This is a genomic window from Arthrobacter sp. StoSoilB13 (genome assembly GCF_019977255.1).
Classification (GTDB): domain Bacteria; phylum Actinomycetota; class Actinomycetes; order Actinomycetales; family Micrococcaceae; genus Arthrobacter.
The window spans coordinates 1,345,902-1,363,825 of sequence record NZ_AP024647.1 but is presented as its reverse complement, the minus strand read 5'-3'; the positions used below and the strand labels follow the sequence as shown (position 1 = coordinate 1,363,825).

The following is a 17,924-nucleotide window of genomic DNA, read 5'->3' as shown; positions in this document are numbered from 1 at the left end:
CCCAGGCAGCGCATCGGGTCAGCGCGCGGGAAGCACGCAGCCTTCGTGGACTTCGGCGCTTTGGACCCAAAGTGCCGCTGTAACCTCATCCGCGAGATCGAATTCGCGCCGTTGGGCTCCGCTGCCGATCCGAACCACCAGGGCTCCGCCGAATGGTTTGCGTCCCACCACCTCAACAGGAGCGTCCAAGGTAATCTCTTCCGACGCGAGATACCGAAGAAGATCAGGATTTTCGTCGCTGATCCGCGTGATGCGGCCTGAGTGGCCTTCGTCCAACTCGATCATGCGGTACGCGTGAGGGAGCTCCACGGATCCGTCAGCCGAGGGAATGGGGTCACCGTGAGGATCCCGCAGGGGGTGGCCAAGCTTGGCGGCCATGCGCTCGATGAACGTATCGGACACCGCGTGTTCCAACATCTCAGCTTCATCGTGGACTTCATCCCAGCTGTAACCGAGTTCGTCCACGAGGTATGTCTCAATGAGGCGGTGGCGCCGGACCATGGACAGCGCCAGCCGCATGCCCTCCGGAGTCAGCCTGATGGCGCTGTAGGGTTGGTGGTCCACCAAGCCCTGGTCCTTGAGCTTGCGGACCATTTCAGACACCGAGGAATTGGCAACGCCAAGCCGCAGGGCAAGCTGCGAGGACGTAATTGGTTTGTCCTGCCACTCCGTATAGGAGTAGATGACCTTGACGTAGTCCTCGATAGAGGAGGAGGGCGTACTGGTCTTCACACACCAAGCCTACCGTGGCGGGGCGCCGTGGATCTTGCGGGCCCGCCAGGTAGTCGTCACGTACGGCAATCCCAGTCGTTGTCCAGGGGCATGGCCGAGATGATCGTAGAGGTACCACGCCAGGTTGCCCATGACCTTTGCGCGGGTGGCTTCATTGGCGCGGAGGTAGTAGCTGCGCGATTTCGTGAGCTCCATGATGTCCTCCGGAGACACGGCGTCCTCCCAGCTGGTGAGATGGCTCTCCAAGTCCGTGAATTCCGGTCCGATAACTGGCCGGAAGCCGGGCTTGTGCACATCTCCGGCGTGCATGATGCGTGATAGCCGATGGACCCAGGGCACAGAGGTGTCCAGTTGGTTCCATACCAGGCCAAGAACTCCGTGGGGGCGAAGGATGCGGGCGATCTCCGTGCTGGCCTTGAGCGGGTCACACCAGTGCCAGGCCTGGGCAACGCTGACGACGTCGAATGCTGAGTCCGTCAACCCTGTTGCCTCGGCCGTACCCTCCAACGCCTGAACGCCGGGATAGGACTTTCGAAGTTGCTCCAGCATGTCTGTGGAAGGATCGACGGCGGCCACCTGCAGGCCGCGTTCCACGAGCAGTGCCGTGAATTTTCCTGTGCCTGCACCAATATCCGCGGCGGACTTCGCTCCAGGAGGAAGAAGCCAAACCACTGAGTCTGTGGGATAGCCGGGCCGAACGCGATCGTAGTGTTCGCCGCCGTCCTGGAAGCTCTGGCCCAGTTCGTGGCGGCGCGTGGCATGCAGCTTGGGACCACCTGGCCTGCCAGCGCTGCCGGAAACACTTCCGCCGGAAACACTACGGGAAGGCACGGCCACGCACAGACTCCTTTACCGCGAACGCCGGTTACCCTACGAATTTACCGCACAGTACGTGTACATCAGCAACCGTGCTGTTCCAGTCAATCGTGCTGTGTCAGTCAATAGTGCAGGGTGCAGCCCCTGCGGTGCCGGGCGTGTTTGGTGCCCACTCCGGGTAGCTGCGGTGGTCGTTGGCCGGCACCCAGCGGCCTTCGTCCACTACATAGTCCCAGCCGAGACCCGTGCGCTTGAGTTCCTCGATACCAGCCAGCAGCCGTGTGGCATCCTCCAGGCGGGAGCCCACGCCGAAGCTGGCTCGCAGTGAGCCGGACGGCAGGCCCAGCCGCTTGAGGAGGGGATGGGCGCAGAAGCGGCCGTCACGAAGTCCTACACCGTGTTCGGCGGCGAGGTATGCGGCGACCAGTCCGGCGTCGAATCCTTCCACCGAGAAATTAACCACGCCGATGGTGTCCTCGGAGTCGCTGAAGATCCGGTGGACCGTCACGCCGTCGATTGCTTCAAGTCCCTGTACGAGGTAGGAGCGGATTCCAGCTTCATGGGCATGCCAGGCATCCTGATCCAAGCCGGCGAGCACCTGCGTCGCCCGGGCCAATGTTGCCGCACCGAGGACGTTGGGGGAGCCGCCCTCGTGGCGGGCGGGACCTGAGGGCCCAGCTGACCGAGTCCAGGCGCGCCTCACGAACAGCGCCTCCGCCGGCAAGGTGGGGAGTACCGGCGTCGAGCCAGTCGGGACGGCCCACAACGACTCCGGCGCCGAACGGAGCGTAGAGCTTATGGCCGGAGAACACGATGTAGTCGACGTCTGTGGCGGCGATGTTGATGCGGCGGTGGGGGGCAAGCTGCGCGGCGTCCACCACAATCCTGGCACCGTATTCGTGTGCAAGTGCTGCGAGTTCGGCGATCGGCAGGATTTCACCGGTCACGTTCGAGGCACCGGTGACCGCCAGCAGAGATACGCCGCCTTGGCTGAGTTCCTCGCGGAGCTTGGCCAAGGTAGCGGTCAGTGTCGAAGCAGCTACGACACTGCGGTGAGGGACGCCCTGCCAGGGAAGAAGATTGGCATGGTGCTCGATGTCCAGGTAAAGGACCTCGCCAGTTGGCTTACCGTCGAGTTGCGGGAGGCAGCCCGCCAACAGGTTCAGCGAGTCCGTGGTGTTCCGGGTGAAGATGACGGAATCATCCGGACGGCCGCCAACGAATTCACGGACGATGTCGCGGGAGTTCTCGTAGACCGAGGTGCTGATCTGGGAAGCGTAGCCCGCGCCGCGGTGGACACTGGCGTAGTAGGGGAGGATCTCGTTGAGATACGCAGAAACGATGGTCAACGCGGGAGCGGATGCTCCGTAGTCGAGGTTGGCGTAGCGGACATGGCCACCCTGGATCAGGGGAGCTTGCAGCTCCGCGCCTGTGACGGCGGCCAGGGGCCTGCCCGCAGCGGCTTCGTGCGCTGCTTCTTCGACCGCAAGGGACGGCAGAACGGTGGAGTTGAACGTAGCAGTGCTCATGGGACCTCACTCAAGAGGGACCCCCTATGGGGATCCGCGCTTGCCGTATCCGTTCCGGACCGGCCAGGTCGTCACCCGGGGCACCCCACCGCGAATGGAGGGTTGCCGGCCAGCAAACCGGGGTTTAGCGCTGGCACTCGTGACCTGTAAAGAGGTTAGGCCACGCATCTGGCCTGCTCCAAAGTCGATTCGCTTTGTTAAGCAGATTGTTACGACGTGTCCGGAAACCGGGTTTTGGGCGAAGAAAAGACGGCGGATGCCCCGAAAAGGAGGCTTCCGCCGTCGAAAATTCTATGCACAGCCGGTTGGCTTGTTGGTCCGCCGGGTCAGAGGAGGTCATCCAGGGCAGGGTTTAGCCGCTTGAGGACCTCCGAGTGGAGGATGGAGTTGGTGGCCAGGGCGTTGCCGCCGAAGGGGCCGTCCTCGCCTTCCAATGAGGTGAAGCGGCCGCCGGCTTCCGTCACGATGGGAACCAGTGCTGCCATGTCGTAAAGATTCAGCTCTGGCTCGCAGGCGATGTCAACAGCCCCCTCGGCTACCAGGCAATAGGACCAGAAGTCGCCATAGGCGCGCGTGCGCCAGATGTCTTCCGTCAACCCCAGGAACTCGTCCAGATTGCCGCGCTCCTTCCAACCGGAGAGGCTGGAATATGACATTGAAGCATCGGCCAACCGCGAAACGTTGGACACCCTGAGCCGGGTGGCTGATGCCAGGGAGCGGCCCATGTAGGCGCCCATGTCCTTTGCTGCCCACCAACGCTTGCCCAGCGCGGGGGCGCTGACAACTCCAACGACGGGCTCGCCTTCGTCAACGAGCGCGATCAGGGTAGCCCACACGGGAACGCCCCGAACAAAGTTCTTGGTGCCGTCGATGGGGTCGATGATCCAACGCCGGGAGCCGTGGCCGCTGCTGCCGAACTCCTCGCCGAGGACGGCGTCACGGGGGCGCGAGCGTGACAATTGGCCGCGGATGGCTTCTTCCGCAGCCTTGTCGGCATCCGTCACGGGCGTGAGGTCAGGCTTGGTCTCGACCTGCAGATCCAAGGCCTTGAAGCGGTCCATGGTTTGGGCGTCCACGGAATCCGCCAGCACGTGGGCCAGTCGCAGGTCGTCGTTGTAGCTGGAAACGGGTTGGGTCATGCCACCAAACTATCGTGAAACGTTCCCTGCAGTTGGATCGCCTTGCGCCGACACTTAGTTGACCGTACCCAATTCCTTGGTCTCTTTCGCTTCCAAACGCGGGTCCGCGCCCAGCAGCCGCCGGAGCGAAGACAAACGGGCCACTCCGGAAGGACCCGCGTGTCCCTCGTTCACCCAGGCATCAAGTCCGCAATTGATGGCGCCGGCATCGTGCTTGCAACCGCGTTCACAAGCTTCTGTGCCCGGTTCCAGGTCGGGGAAGGAATGCAGGATGCGGTCGGGGTCCACGTGCGCCAGTCCGAAGGAGCGGATACCGGGGGTATCGATGATCCAGCTACCCGGTGGGGCGTCTGCCAGCTTCAGGGCCAACGCCGAAGACGACGTGTGCCGGCCCCGCCCGGTGACGGCGTTGACACCACCGGTAGCCCGTTCGGCTCCAGTCAGGGCATTGACCATGGTGGACTTGCCGACGCCCGAATGGCCCAGCATGACAGTGACTTTTCCATCAAGGTGGGCCCGCAATTCGGCAACGGCGCGGCTGTCCAGCCTCGCGGACAGTCCGTCGTCGGAGCGGGCGTCAATACCGGACGCTTCATCATCTGCCGTACGGCTGATGATGATCGGAAAGTCCAGGCTGAGATAGTTCGATAACAGCTCCGCAGGATCCTTGACATCTGCTTTGGTGACAAGCAGCAGCGGCTCGATCCCGGCGTCGTAGGCTGCAACCAAAGCACGGTCAATAAAGCCCGTCCGGGGCTCCGGATTGGCTGCGGCGACCACCACCACAAGTTGGTCTGCATTGGCCACCACCACTCTTTCGATGGGGTCGGTATCATCAGCGCTGCGCCGCAGCAGCGTCTTGCGCTCCTCTATGCGGACCAGCCGCGCGAGGGTATCCGGCTCTCCCGATACATCCCCCACCAAGGCGACGAAATCGCCGGGGACGACGGGGTTTCGTCGCAGTTCACGCGCGCGTGCAGCGATGATAATACGTTCATCGGAGGAGTCTTCTCCAACGATGGCGGTGTAGCGCCCGCGGTCCACCGTGATGATCCGGCCAATGACCGCGTCGTCATGACTGGGGCGGTCTTTGGTGCGGGGCCTTGATCCTTTTTTGTTCGGACGTATCCGGACGTCGGATTCGTCCCAGGAGCGTGCGTCGCGGCCCATGGTCAGTTGCTGGCCTCACTGGTGACGGTTTCGTCCTCGCCCGTGCCCTGCTGCAGCATGGCCTCCCACATCTGCGGAAATTCGGGCATCGTCTTGGAGGTGGTAGCAATATCCTCCACCTGGACGCCCTCAACGGCGAGCCCCAAAATAGCGCCGGCCGTAGCCATGCGGTGGTCGGCGTAGCTGTGTACGACGCCGGGGTGCAGCGTGGCCGGGCGGATGATCAGGCCGTCAGCTGTTTCTTCTGCGTCTCCGCCGAGCCGATTGATTTCAGCGGCCAGCGCGGCGAGCCGATCGGTTTCATGGCCACGGAGGTGCGCGATGCCGGTCAGCCGTGAAGGGCCTGTGGCCAGTGCGCACAGCGCAGCGACCGTGGGCGCGAGCTCACTGGTTTCGTCGAAGTCGGCGCCTTTGATTTCCGGGCCGCCCTTAACCGTGAGAGTGCCGTTTTCGAGTGTCACCGTGGCACCCATCTCAACCAGGATGGACCGCCAAAGATCACCCACCTGGGTGGTCTGGGTGGGCCAGTTGGAGATCCGGACGGTTCCGCGGGTTGCCAGGGCTGCGGCAAGGAACGGGCCGGCGTTGGAAAGGTCCTGTTCGATCCGCTGGTCGAAGGCGTGGATGGGGCCAGGTGCGACCCGCCAGTGGTTGGGTACCGAATCGTCCACCTTGACGCCCACTCCGCGAAGGACGGAAACGGTCATATTGATGTGGTCCAGGCTGGGGACAGGCTTGCCAACGTGTTCCAGGTGCAGGCCTTCGGTGAATCTGGCGCCTACAAGCAGCAAGGCCGAAACGAACTGGGACGATGCGCTGGCATCGATCACCAGGTGGCCGCCCCGAACCTCGCCAGTGCCATCCACAGAGAAGGGAAGGGCCGACGGCGTCCTTCCGCCTTCGGTGGCGACAGGAACTCCGAGGGCGAGCAGCGCTTCGATGATTGTTCCCATGGGCCGCTTACGGGCATGGGGATCGCCGTCGAACGTGGTTGGACCATTGCGTAGCGCAGCTAAAGGTGGAACGAACCGCATAACCGTACCGGCAAGGCCGCAATCGATGGCAGTCTCCGCACCCGAAGCCGAAGGATCCATGGGAGTGATCTCAAGGTCCGGTCCATAATCACCGTCGCCGGGTACCTCGGTGACGGTGGCACCCAGTTGCCTGAGCGCCTGAATCATAAGGACGGAATCGCGGGAGTGAAGGGGGGCCCGCAGGCGGGAAGGGCCGTCGGCCAATGCTGCGAGGACCAGGAAACGGTTGGTGAGCGATTTTGAGCCCGGCACCGTCACTGTGGCATCCACTGGCCTGGTGGCGTAGGGAGCTGCCCAGAGGGGCAGGGTGTCGACGGAGTTTGAACCCGTGTTTGCTGCGGTGGTACCTGTCATGCTTCCTTATGCTCCAACTGCGTTGTCTACGGCCTTGCGTACTGCTTTGTCTGCCCGCTTGAGCTGCTTGCCCGTGACCTTCCTGGCGTCGGCGGCCAGGTGCTCGGCCCGCCATGCAAGGCTGGGGCGGCCTTCAGTATCGACAGAGGCCAGCAAAACCCCGCCCGTCAGGGAAATGTTCTTCAGGAGTTGGGCCCGTCGTGCGCTGCGGCCGTCCTTGGTGCTGATGTCGGCTGAGCGCCACTCCACATAGGAGTTCAGCGCGGACGTCAACGCCAGAACCGTTGCCGCGAAGCGGGAGAATTTGCCAAGTCCAAGCAGTGCGCCGGCCCCCAGCTGCGCGCCACCGATGACCCGGGCCAGGACCTTCTCGTCGGTTGGGAAGGGCAACGACTCCGCGGCGCGGCGCAGGACCGGTGACAGTTGCCTGGCAGTGTCGTCCGCGTTCTTGAGCTTGTCCAGACCTGCGATGACGAAGCTGGACGCGAGCATCGGCCGGGCGAGAAAACGGATAACAGACATGTCTTGCCTCCTGGATGGCTTGTCACGATGGTTCATGACGTTATTCACTAAGTGCTGTGTTCAAGGGGTGCAGTCTGCTCTAGTCTTGCATCTTTGCGGAATATTTACCCAGCTGCTGCCGTTGTGAACAACAAGCACGGTGAAGGCCGGGCCGCGGCATGGTGTTGCCGCTTCGCTGAACGGAGTTGGTTTTTTGACCTTGGTTAAGGACCGCGTGGGTCTGCTGGAGGCTGGCTATCCTGCACAGCGGGATTCCCGGAAGCTGACAGTAGACTTGGCAACGATGAGCACCATTGAACCGGCCGCAGCGGCCATGTACGAAGCAGCCGATCCGTCCCCGGAGGACGGCGCAGGAGACGCATCGGCACGGGCCGACGTCGATGTCGCGACGGAAACTCCCGAACAGCGGCGGGAGCGATTCGAGCGCGACGCCATGCAGTACGTGGACCAGCTGTATTCAGCGGCGATGAGGATGGCACGGAATCCCTCCGATGCCGAGGACCTCGTCCAAGAGGCTTACACCAAGGCGTTTTCGGCTTTTCACCAGTACAAGCCGGGGACCAACCTCAAGGCCTGGCTGTACCGGATCCTGACGAATACCTACATCAACCTCTATCGGAAGCGGCAGCGCGAACCGCTGCAGTCCAACTCGGACACGATTGAGGATTGGCAGCTGGCAAAGGCCGAGTCGCACACCTCTTCCGGGTTGCGCTCGGCAGAGGCTGAAGCCTTGGACCACCTGCCGGATTCCGATGTCAAGAGCGCGTTGCAGGCCATCCCGGAGGAATTCCGGTTGGCTGTGTACTTCGCCGACGTCGAAGGATATGCCTACAAGCAGATTTCCGAGATCATGAACACCCCGATCGGCACAGTCATGTCGCGGTTGCACCGCGGCCGGAAGATGCTGCGGGACATGCTGGCGGATTACGCCGCAGAACGGGGCTTCAAGGCCCACACCGAAGACCAGGCCGCGGCCGGGAGCAACAATCAGGAGAAAGAGCAATGAGCGACTGCCAGGGATTGGGCGATTGCGACGACACACGGATGCAGAGGATCTACGAGTACCTCGACGGCGCATTGACCCGCGAGGACCTCACAGACATCAAGCAGCACTTGGACACCTGCGAGGAATGTGCTGAGCAGTATGACCTTGAGTGCCTTATCCGCACCATGGTTAAGCGTTCGTGCACGGAATCCGCGCCAGAGAACCTCAAGAACTCAATACTTGACCGGATCCACTCCATCAAGCCGGTGGAGGCCTGATCCAACGCCGCTGATCCGTCGCCGCTGACAAGAATGGGCCGGGTCAAGGCCCCGCAAACGCCAAGGGCCCCGGAAACCGTATGGTTTCCGGGGCCCTCGCTGTTAAGCCTTGACGCTAAGCCGATGGCTTAGGTGTTGGGACGCTTGCCGTGGTTCGCGCCGCCGCGCTTACGGTCACGACGCTTACGTGCACGCTTGCTCATAGCTGGCCTCCTTCAATGATTGATACTCAATAGAGCTGCCCTCCAGTTTCGCACATCCGGACGTTCGCTCGCGAACCGGGTGGAGCATTGTTAGCTCCGCAGCGAATTCCTGATTGAGATGCGTGCTTGGTCCAGCACTGCACGCACCGTCTCGAGGGTTACGGGATTGAGTGGGTGCGAGGCGCTGTGTTGACGCAACTCCACGCGGATGTCATCGCGGAATGATTGGACAAGGAGCTCGGCCTCTTTGAGTATTCTGTGGCCTTCAGGGGAAAAGCCCGCCGTCCTGCTTTGGAAGGTGGCGGCCGTCGCAGTGCTGCGCGCGGCCTCCGCAGTAGCGGCGAGATCTGCCTTCAGCCCACGCATGTTGGATCTGATGTCTTCCCGAAGGTTGTCGGCCAGCCGCCGCACGGAGGCTGAGATATTATCCTCGACGTCGGCAAGTTCCTGCCGCCGCCGGTTCAGTTCCGCCAGCCCTGCTGCCGTGACGAAGTACTTGGTGCGGCGGCCCTCAGTCTCGGTAGCTACCAGGGCCTTCCTCCTCCAGTTTCCCAAGACGGGGATAGATCGTCCCGGCGCTGGGGGAGTAGGTGCCGCCGAACCGGTCACCCAGGGCCTTGATCAGCTCGTATCCGTGCTTGGGTCCTGACTCAAGCAATGCCAGGAGGTATAAGCGCAGGGCGCCATGCGCAAAAACAGGAGGCATCAGAGACCCGCTTCCCCAGGCACCGGCTGGTCATTTCCCGATGCCGGCGCTGTGCCGTGCATGATGTAGGTCTTGCCGGAGACAGTATTGGTCCGCACCAGCATGAGCCTCTCATCCGGACCGACGATGGTCTGCACCTTGCTTCCGGGCTGGGCATACATCTGGTCATCAATGATGACGGTGCCGCTGGCGGACTTGGCAACGATGTCCAGGCCAACATCGTGCGGCAGCCGGATGGTCAGGTCCCCTGACACCGAATTGGCTCCGAGGTCGTTGGTGTAGTCGTGGAGGTCGAAGCTGAGGTCACCGCTCACTGTGCTTGCCCTGACGTTCTTGAACTTGCCCGAGGCGGTGACTTCACCTGAAACGCTCTTGGCGGTCAGGACGCCGTCGTGGTTTCTGGCGATGACTTCGCCGCTGACGGTGTTGACGTGCAATTCACCGCTGGTTTCGTCGGCCATGACGGAGCCCGAGACTGTGTTTAGCCGGATCCGTCCCTCGATGCCGGAGACCATGCCATCGCCGTTGACTGTTCCCGCTTCGACGTCCACTCCGCGCGGAAGCGCGATCCCAACCACTACCGAGTTGGTGCTGGTGTTGTTGACGGTACCCATCAGGTTTCGGAACCAACCTTGTGGTCCTTGGAGCTGGTGGCGTACCTCCAGGCGACCGTTCACCAGCGTGATGGTCAGGGGGTCGCCGCTGATTTCGCTGACCTCGATCCGGACGAAGGGTTCGTCGTGGCTGACGACGTCGAACCTTCCCTTGACTATTCCAAGCTTGAGCGAGTGGACATCGTCCACATCGATGGTTTGTGGGCCCGTCACGGTCCAAAGCTCGTCAGGCATGATCCCTCCAAATTGCGATATATCGCGTTGATGAAAACACGATATATCGCGAATGGGGGGAATGCAATGGTCTGACGGGAGGGCTACTCCGGCTGGGCGATGTTAAGCCACTGGAACCAGCCGCGGTGAAGCACGAGCCACGCGATCAATCCGTAGCCGGCCTGTCCTGGTGTCCCGCCATTGGCTGCGAGGTCCGTCCTCCACTGCTCGTGGTTCAGCAAGGGAGAGAAAGTGTCAACGTAGTGGTGGTTGCGGCGGGTGGTGACATCGGCAAATGCTGTATTCAAATCGGCCAGGCGTTTGTTGCGCGCCGGGTCAAGAGTGGGTGGAGGGCCCACCACGAACACTTCAACGCCACTGTGCGAGGCACCATCAAGAATGTTGGCCAGGTTCAACCGGCTGCGTGCCGTGGAAAGCCCGAACTCCAGGTCACGGCCGGAGAGTCCTATGACCAATCGGTTCTCGTGCGAGTCGCTGAAACGGCGGCCCGCCTCGTCCTGCCACCGTGACGCTAGTCCTTCGGTGCCTTCCATGGGGCAGGGGAGTGAGAAGCTCTCCACCACGACGGTGTCCTGGGGCGTACGGGCCAGCACCCTTCCGAGCCAACCCAAGGCGCGGGGGTCACCCAGGCCGGCGAGCAATTCATCTCCTACAGCCGCGATACGCAGCTTCCTGTCTTCCACGGTTACCTCTTCACACTCGTTACGGTCCTTGCACGGCTTTTGGATCCGGGGCCGGCTTGATGAACCGGGTACCTGTCCCATTAAACAGAACTGCCCGGCCGGAAGTGCATTGACAGCACCTCCGGCCGGGCAGTTTCCTGGCTACTTGCGTTCGAACGCCTGCTTGATCAAGGCATCCTGCTCAGCAGCGTGGCGCTTCATGGAGCCCGCGGCGGTGGACGCGGATGCCGGACGCGACACGAGGCGGAGCTTGCGATCCAGCTCCGGTGCCAGGTTCAGGCCCATGAAAGGCCACGGACCCTGGTTGGCCGGCTCGTCCTGGGCCCAGACGATATCAGCGTTCGGGTACTTGGCGAGCTCTGCATCAATCTCTGCCTTCGGCAGCGGGTACAGCTGTTCCACGCGGATAATCGCAGTCGAGGTGTCTCCGGACTTCTGGCGGTTGGACAGGAGGTCATAGTACAAGCGACCGGAAACCAGGATGACCCGGTCCACGTTGGAAGCCTCTACTTCGGGATCACTGATGACCGGCCTGAAGCCGCCCGTGGTGAAGTCCTCGACGGCGGACGCGGCGCCCTTGAGACGCAGCAACTGCTTCGGCGTGAAGATAATCAACGGCTTGCGGGGACGGCTGTAGGCCTGGCGGCGCAGCAGGTGGAAGTGCGACGCTGCCGTGGTGGGGTTGGCCACGATCATGTTGTCCTCGGCACAGAGCTGCAGGAACCGCTCGATGCGTGCGGATGAGTGGTCTGGCCCCTGGCCTTCGTAGCCGTGCGGCAGCATCAGGACGAGCGAGGAACGCTGGCCCCACTTTTGCTCAGCGGAGGAAATGAACTCATCAATGATGGTCTGGGCGCCGTTGACGAAGTCACCGAACTGGGCTTCCCACAGCACCAGGGCGTCGGGACGCTCCACCGAGTACCCATATTCAAAGCCCATGGCCGCATATTCGGACAACAGCGAGTCATAGATCCACAGTTTGGCCTGGTTGTCCGAGAGGTTGCCCAGGGGCAGCCATTCGTTGCCATTGGCGCGATCGTGGAAGACTGCGTGACGCTGCACGAAGGTACCGCGGCGCGAGTCCTGGCCGGCCAGCCGCACCGGCACGCCCTCCATGATCAGCGAGCCGAAGGCCGCGATCTCGCCAAAGCCCCAGTCAATGCCACCTTCACGGGACATTTGCTCACGCTTCTCCAGCAGCTGCTTGAGCTTGGAGTGAACCGTGAAGCCCTCCGGGATCTCCAGGTGGGCCTTGCCGATGCGGGCAAGGGTCTCGGGGGAGATGGCGGTGGAAGCCGGTGAGTTGGTGCCGAAGTCCGCCTGCTGGGCAATTGGACGCTCGATGTCCGAGACAGCAGCAGAGTCAGCCGTAATGATCGGGATGGGGGACGTCTGCGCCGCATGCGTCTCAGCAAAGACCCGCTCAAGGCGTTCCTGGTAGTCGCGGAGCAGTTGCTCGGCTTCTTCCTCGGTGATATCGCCACGGCCGATCAGCGATTCCGTGTACAGCTTGCGTACCGATCGCTTGGCCTCGATCAGGTTGTACATCAGGGGCTGCGTCATCGAGGGGTCGTCGCCCTCGTTGTGACCACGGCGGCGGTAGCACACCATGTCGATGACAACGTCCTTGTGGAAGCGCTGGCGGAACTCGTAGGCGAGCTGCGCAACGCGCACCACGGCTTCGGGGTCGTCGCCATTCACGTGGAACACGGGGGCCTGGATCATCTTGGCAACATCCGTGGAGTACGTCGATGAGCGCGAAGAGGACGGCGCCGTGGTGAAGCCAACCTGGTTGTTCACGATCACGTGGATGGTGCCACCCGTGCGGTAACCGCGCAGCTGGGAAAGGTTGAGGGTTTCAGCAACAACACCCTGGCCTGCGAATGCAGCGTCACCGTGAACCATGATGGGCAGGACCGGGAAGGACTCGCCTTGGTCCAGGCGGTCCTGCTTGGCGCGGACGATGCCCTCGAGCACGGAGTCGACTGCTTCGAGGTGGGACGGGTTGGCAGCGAGGTAGACCTTTGTCTGCTTGCCGTTGTCCGAGGTAAAGGTGCCTTCAGTTCCGAGGTGGTACTTCACATCGCCGGACCCCTGGACGGAGCGCGGGTCCTGCGTGCCTTCGAATTCACGGAACACCTGGGCGTAGGTCTTGCCTGCGATGTTGGTGAGCACGTTCAGGCGGCCACGGTGGGCCATGCCGATCGCGACTTCGTCCAGGGCCGTCGTCGGCAGCGTCCGAGATGACAGCGTCAAGGAGCGGAATAAGCGACTCGCCGCCTTCGAGGGAGAAGCGCTTCTGCCCGACGAACTTGGTCTGCAGGAAGGTCTCGAAAGCCTCGGCTGCGTTCAGCTTGGAAACGATGCGCAGCTGCTCTTCGCGGCTCGGCTTGGAGTAAGGGTGCTCCAACTGGTCCTGGAACCACTTACGCTCGGCCGGCTCCTGGATGTGCATGTATTCGATGCCCGTGGTGCGGCAGTAGGCATCCCGGAGAACACCCAGGATGTCGCGGAACTTCAGCTGCGGCTTGCCGCCGAAGCCACCCGTAGGCCATTCGCGGTCCAGGTCCCAGAGCGTAAGGCCGTAGGTCAGGACGTCAAGGTCCGGGTGCTTGCGCTGTACGTATTCCAGGGGATCCGTGTCCGCCATGAGGTGGCCACGCACACGGTAGGAGTGGATGAGCTGCTGGATGCGTGCAACCTTGTTGATCTCATCTGCAGGGTCAACCTGAAGGTCAGGGCTCCAGCGGACGGGCTCGTAGGGGATGCGGAGGGCTTCAAAGATTTCGTCGTAGAAGTTCTGCGCACCAAGGAGTAGCTGGTGGACCAGCTTCAGGAACTCCCCGCTGCCTGCGCCCTGGATCACGCGGTGGTCGTAGGTGGAGGTCAGCGTGAGGATCTTGCTGATGGCGTTCTGGGCGATGATCTTCTCGCTGGCACCCTGGAACTCCGCCGGGTAGTCAAGGGCGCCGACGCCGATGATGGCCGCCTGTCCCTTGGACAGACGCGGCACTGAGTGAACGGTGCCAATGCCGCCCGGGTTGGTCAGGGAGACCGTGGTGCCGGCGTGGTCGTCAGCCGTGAGCTTGCCGTTGCGGGCTCGCTTGATGAGGTCCTCATAGGTGTGCCAGAACTCTGCAAAGTCCATGGTCTCGGCCTTCTTGATGTTGGGAACCATCAGGAGGCGGGTGCCATCGGGCTTGGGCATGTCAATGGCGATGCCGAAGTTGACGTGGGCAGGCTGGACGGCGCTCGGCTTGCCATCAATTTCGTCATAGTAGACGTTCATCGACGGGAACTGGGAGAGCGCGCGGACTACTGCGTAGCCGATGAGGTGCGTGAAGGACACCTTGCCGCCGCGGGCACGTGCAAGGTTGGAGTTGATGACGACGCGGTTGTCGATCAGCAGCTTGGCAGGAACTGCCCGGACGCTCGTGGCTGTAGGCACTTCAAGGCTGGTCACCATGTTGGTAGCGATGGCCTTGGCCGGTCCGCGGAGGACGGAAACGACGTCTTCTTCAGGAGCGGTGGGCGCCTTGGTGCTCTTGGGCAGCTGGGCAGGAATCGGTTGTGCGGCGTTGCCGCCGACGGGCTTCTTTGCTCCGTCCTTGGCAACTGTAGCCGGGGCTTTCTTAGCCGGAGCCGCAACCGCCGCTTCACCGGAAGCAGCCGCGGCAGGGGTGGTCGCAGGGGCAGCTTCGGGAGCAGCCGGCGCCGGTGCCGGTGCAGCCTCAGCCGGAGCTACGACGGGAAGTACTTGGGTGGGGGGATTGGCAGCGGCTGGGGCTGCGGAGGTTCCGTTGGAAGAAGTGCCGTCACCGGTATCGAAGGATTCGAAGAGCGGCCACCACTTGGCGTCGACCGAATTCTTGTCCTGCTGGTACCGCTCGTACAGTTCGTCAACGAGCCACTCGTTTCCGCCAAATTCCTCTGGTAGACGGTGGCTGGGCTGCTCTGGCACTTGAAATACGCCTCTTCCATGAGTTTTGATTTCCCGCTGGCCAAGGTTGCTTTTCCGCAACGATGCACCAGGGTCCGGGTCCCGCGAACTCAGACCTTTGTCAGTCTAGTTAGGATCGTTGGTTAACTGCCAATAGTGGTGACCTAAATCATGTTGAAGCCGACGTAATGCCGAGGCACTGCATTTTCCTTCAAGCGCGTGGGCACTGCATGGGCCCGCGGGACCTGCCCTGTAGACTGAAACCCTTATGGACAGTAAATCTAGGTGCCGGCCTGGGAACTGTCGGGGGAGCCGATCAGGCAACTCCGCACAGCGCGCCCCTCGAGCCGGCAACACCCGTTCACATGCCCATCACGCGCCGGCCTTCCGAGCCGGTGGCGCCACGGACCATGCGTCTGCGGCCCCCGATCAGCCTCCGCCGGGGCAAATCTCCCCCTTCAGCGGAACTTCCAAACTGCAAGCGCCTGCCCTTGGAGGGATGCGCTAAGTGGAATGGGTCCTTCTCCTAGCCGGCTTTGCCCTGATTCTTGGCACCGGCTTCTTTGTAGCAGTTGAATTTTCCTTGGTCGCCCTGGACCAGGCAAGCGTTCAGCGCGCAGTCGACAACGGCGACCACGCCGCAGCTCCGCTCCTGAAATGTTTGAAGTCCCTGTCCACCCAGCTTTCCAGCTGCCAACTTGGCATTACGATGACCACCCTCCTGACAGGTTTCGTCATGGAGCCATCTGTGGGACAGCTGCTTGTGGCTCCTCTGGGCCTGCTTGGCCTCAGCCTGGAAGTCGCACACTCCATAGCCCTGGTTGTAGCGATGGCGTTCGCCACCCTGTTGTCGATGCTCCTGGGCGAGCTGGTGCCCAAGAACATGGCCATCGCCCTGGCATTCCCGCTGGGCAAGAGGCTTGCCCGTGCGCAGCTCATTTTCACTGCCGTCTTCAAGCCGGCGATCGTGGTGCTCAATGGCTTCTCCAATAAGGTGCTGAACCTGTTTGGACTGGAAACGAAAGAGGAAATCTCGGGAGCCCGCACTCCGGCCGAGCTGGCTTCCCTCGTCCGGCGCTCTGCTGAGCTGGGCACACTCGATGCCGGCACCGCAAACTTCGTGGCGCGAACCCTGAATTTCTCGGGACGCACTGCAGCGGACGTCATGACGCCGCGCATCCGGATGGAAACGATTGATGCCGACCAGCCGGTGAGCGACATCCTCGATGCCGCGCGGCGGACCGGATACTCCCGTTTCCCGGTGATTGGTGATTCGGCCGACGACATCCGCGGCGTGGTCCATATCAAGAAAGCAGTGGCCGTGCCTGCAGATCGTCGGGCGAAGCTTCAGGCCGGGGCGATCATGACGGACGTACTTCGTGTTCCTGAGACCATCCACCTGGATGCCCTCCTCTCCGAACTGCGCGAAGGAAACCTGCAACTGGCCGTCGTTCTTGATGAATATGGTGGCACCGCCGGGATTGCAACCCTCGAGGACCTGGTTGAGGAGATCGTTGGGGAGGTCTCGGACGAACACGACAGGGTCCGCCCCGGACTTTTGCAGAGCGCATCCGGCGACTGGTACTTCCCTGGCCTCCTGAGGCCGGATGAGGTGTCCGAACAAATCCCCAACCTGAGTGTTCCCGATGAGCCTGCCTACGAAACTGTGGGCGGTTATGTGATGAGCAAGCTTGGGCGTATTGCGAAGGTGGGTGATGTGGTGCAGGCCGGTGGCGGCACGCTGACCGTGACCCGCATGGACGGTCGGAGAATTGACCGGATCTGCTTCCACCACATTGAAGAAGATGAAGCGACGCTTGAGGACACGCAGAATGACCGCCACGAAGCAGGTGCCGTATGAGTGACTGGGCAGGAATTGCCTGGCTCGTGGTTCTTTTGATCGGCAATGCTTTCTTCGTGGGTGCGGAATTCGCGGTCATGTCCGCACGCCGCAGCCAGATTGAGCCTCTGGCGCAGGCTGGGTCGAAGCGGGCTCAAACTACGTTGCAGGCCATGGAAAGTGTGTCCTTGATGCTGGCCTGCGCGCAGTTGGGCATCACCGTGTGCTCGCTCTTGATTCTTCAGGTTGCCGAGCCGGCTATCCACCACTTGTTGGCGGAGCCGCTTGAGATGGTTGGCGTCCCGATGGAGCTGGCAGATGTCATCGCCTTTGCCATTGCACTCCTCTTTGTCACGTTCCTGCACGTGACGTTCGGAGAGATGGTCCCCAAGAACATCTCGGTGTCCGTAGCGGACAAGGCGGCACTGCTGTTGGCGCCGCCGCTGGTGTTTATCAGCCGCGTGGTCAAACCGGTGATCTGGACCCTCAACTGGCTTGCGAACCACATCCTCCGATTGATGAAGATCGAACCCAAGGACGAAGTGTCATCTTCATTCACCCTAGAGGAAGTCCAGTCGATTGTGCAGGAATCCACACGGCATGGCCTGGTGGACGATGACGCCGGCTTGCTCAGCGGTGCCCTGGAGTTCTCTGAACACACGGCCCTCGCACATCATGGTTCCGTTGGACAAGCTGGTGGTCCTGAGGACAGCGTCGACTCCCGTTGAGTTGGAGAAGGCGGTCAGCCGTACCGGCTTCTCGCGTTTTCCCATGGTGGACGACGACGGCGAACTCGCCGGATACCTGCACGTCAAGGACATCCTCTCCATACCTGAGGAGGGTCGCCGCCATCCGATTGCCGAGGGGCGTATCCGTTCCCTGGCGAACCTCTCGCCGGAGGATGAGATTGAACAGGCGATGTCTGTGATGCAGCGGACCGGCTCGCATCTCGCCCGTGTTGTGGGACCGGGTGGCGCTACACAGGGCGTGTTGTTCCTTGAGGATGTGATCGAGCAGTTGGTGGGCGAGATCCGCGATGCTACCCAAGCGACGGGGATCCGCCGTCTGGGGGGTCCGCAGACCCAGCAATAGCGGGAAATTGTGGCTGGCGCCGACCCGGTTGGTCGGTGCCAGCCCTTCTAAAT

Annotated in this window: 12 protein-coding genes, 4 pseudogenes and 1 riboswitch; of the genes and pseudogenes, 4 read left to right on the top strand and 12 right to left on the bottom strand. The window is 62.2% G+C overall.

Features of this window, described 5'->3' with window-relative positions; translation table 11 throughout:
* Positions 1 to 18: 18 nt before the first annotated feature.
* The 7 genes and pseudogenes from LDP01_RS06435 to LDP01_RS06405 form a co-directional block, all read right to left on the bottom strand.
* Positions 19 to 732 carry a metal-dependent transcriptional regulator gene (locus tag LDP01_RS06435; protein WP_224088030.1) on the bottom strand — a complete coding sequence of 238 codons (714 nt, stop codon included), beginning with the start codon at positions 730 to 732 and terminating at the stop codon, positions 19 to 21.
* 9 nt (positions 733 to 741) lie between these two features.
* Positions 742 to 1,563, bottom strand: coding sequence for a class I SAM-dependent methyltransferase (locus LDP01_RS06430; protein WP_224091087.1), 822 nt, complete (start codon positions 1,561 to 1,563; stop codon positions 742 to 744).
* A gap of 103 nt (positions 1,564 to 1,666) precedes the next feature.
* A pseudogene (locus LDP01_RS06425) lies at positions 1,667 to 3,077 on the bottom strand (aminotransferase class V-fold PLP-dependent enzyme).
* A 31-nt stretch (positions 3,078 to 3,108) separates the two neighbouring features.
* A riboswitch (SAM riboswitch) is annotated at positions 3,109 to 3,222 on the bottom strand.
* 181 nt (positions 3,223 to 3,403) lie between these two features.
* Complete coding sequence (gene hisN / locus LDP01_RS06420) at positions 3,404 to 4,216, bottom strand: histidinol-phosphatase (protein ID WP_224088029.1); 813 nt, start codon at positions 4,214 to 4,216, stop codon at positions 3,404 to 3,406.
* 54 nt (positions 4,217 to 4,270) lie between these two features.
* Positions 4,271 to 5,386, bottom strand: a complete 1,116-nt coding sequence (rsgA, locus tag LDP01_RS06415; protein ID WP_224088027.1) for a ribosome small subunit-dependent GTPase A — start codon at positions 5,384 to 5,386, stop codon at positions 4,271 to 4,273.
* Positions 5,387 to 5,388: 2 nt separating this feature from the next.
* Entirely contained in the window at positions 5,389 to 6,774 is a 1,386-nt protein-coding gene (gene aroA / locus LDP01_RS06410; protein WP_224088025.1) for a 3-phosphoshikimate 1-carboxyvinyltransferase, read from the bottom strand.
* Between the two features lie 6 nt (positions 6,775 to 6,780).
* Complete coding sequence (locus LDP01_RS06405) at positions 6,781 to 7,296, bottom strand: DoxX family membrane protein (protein WP_224088024.1); 516 nt, start codon at positions 7,294 to 7,296, stop codon at positions 6,781 to 6,783.
* 193 nt (positions 7,297 to 7,489) lie between these two features.
* Between LDP01_RS06405 and LDP01_RS06400 the strand changes: the two genes are divergently transcribed.
* Both LDP01_RS06400 and rsrA read left to right on the top strand, forming a co-directional pair.
* Complete coding sequence (locus LDP01_RS06400) at positions 7,490 to 8,302, top strand: sigma-70 family RNA polymerase sigma factor (RefSeq protein WP_275964554.1); 813 nt, start codon at positions 7,490 to 7,492, stop codon at positions 8,300 to 8,302.
* Positions 8,299 to 8,559, top strand: coding sequence for a mycothiol system anti-sigma-R factor (rsrA, locus tag LDP01_RS06395; protein WP_224088022.1), 261 nt, complete (start codon positions 8,299 to 8,301; stop codon positions 8,557 to 8,559). The genes LDP01_RS06400 and rsrA overlap by 4 nt, the downstream gene beginning before the upstream one ends.
* Before the next feature lie 128 nt (positions 8,560 to 8,687).
* On the opposite strand, the gene LDP01_RS23935 is transcribed toward rsrA, so the two are convergent.
* The 5 genes and pseudogenes from LDP01_RS23935 to LDP01_RS06375 all read right to left on the bottom strand — a co-directional run bounded on the left by LDP01_RS23935 (position 8,688) and on the right by LDP01_RS06375 (position 14,960).
* Entirely contained in the window at positions 8,688 to 8,762 is a 75-nt protein-coding gene (locus tag LDP01_RS23935) for a 50S ribosomal protein bL37 (RefSeq protein ID WP_369299106.1), read from the bottom strand.
* A 90-nt stretch (positions 8,763 to 8,852) separates the two neighbouring features.
* Positions 8,853 to 9,468, bottom strand: a pseudogene (locus LDP01_RS06390) (PadR family transcriptional regulator).
* A complete protein-coding gene (locus tag LDP01_RS06385) occupies positions 9,468 to 10,316 on the bottom strand; it encodes a DUF4097 family beta strand repeat-containing protein (RefSeq protein WP_224088020.1) in 849 nt (282 codons plus the stop codon). Before LDP01_RS06385 ends, LDP01_RS06390 begins: the two are co-directional and overlap by 1 nt.
* A gap of 83 nt (positions 10,317 to 10,399) precedes the next feature.
* On the bottom strand, positions 10,400 to 10,999 hold the full coding sequence (locus tag LDP01_RS06380) for a GDSL-type esterase/lipase family protein (protein ID WP_216923989.1): 600 nt from the start codon (positions 10,997 to 10,999) through the stop codon (positions 10,400 to 10,402).
* 141 nt (positions 11,000 to 11,140) lie between these two features.
* Positions 11,141 to 14,960 (bottom strand): annotated as a pseudogene (locus LDP01_RS06375) (multifunctional oxoglutarate decarboxylase/oxoglutarate dehydrogenase thiamine pyrophosphate-binding subunit/dihydrolipoyllysine-residue succinyltransferase subunit).
* Positions 14,961 to 15,447: 487 nt separating this feature from the next.
* Between LDP01_RS06375 and LDP01_RS06370 the strand changes: the two are divergent.
* Positions 15,448 to 16,800 (top strand): hemolysin family protein, encoded by a 1,353-nt coding sequence (locus tag LDP01_RS06370; RefSeq protein WP_224088018.1) that lies wholly within the window; start codon positions 15,448 to 15,450, stop codon positions 16,798 to 16,800.
* A pseudogene (locus LDP01_RS06365) lies at positions 16,797 to 17,871 on the top strand (CNNM domain-containing protein). The gene LDP01_RS06370 and the pseudogene LDP01_RS06365 overlap by 4 nt, the downstream one beginning before the upstream one ends.
* Positions 17,872 to 17,924 lie beyond the last annotated feature (53 nt).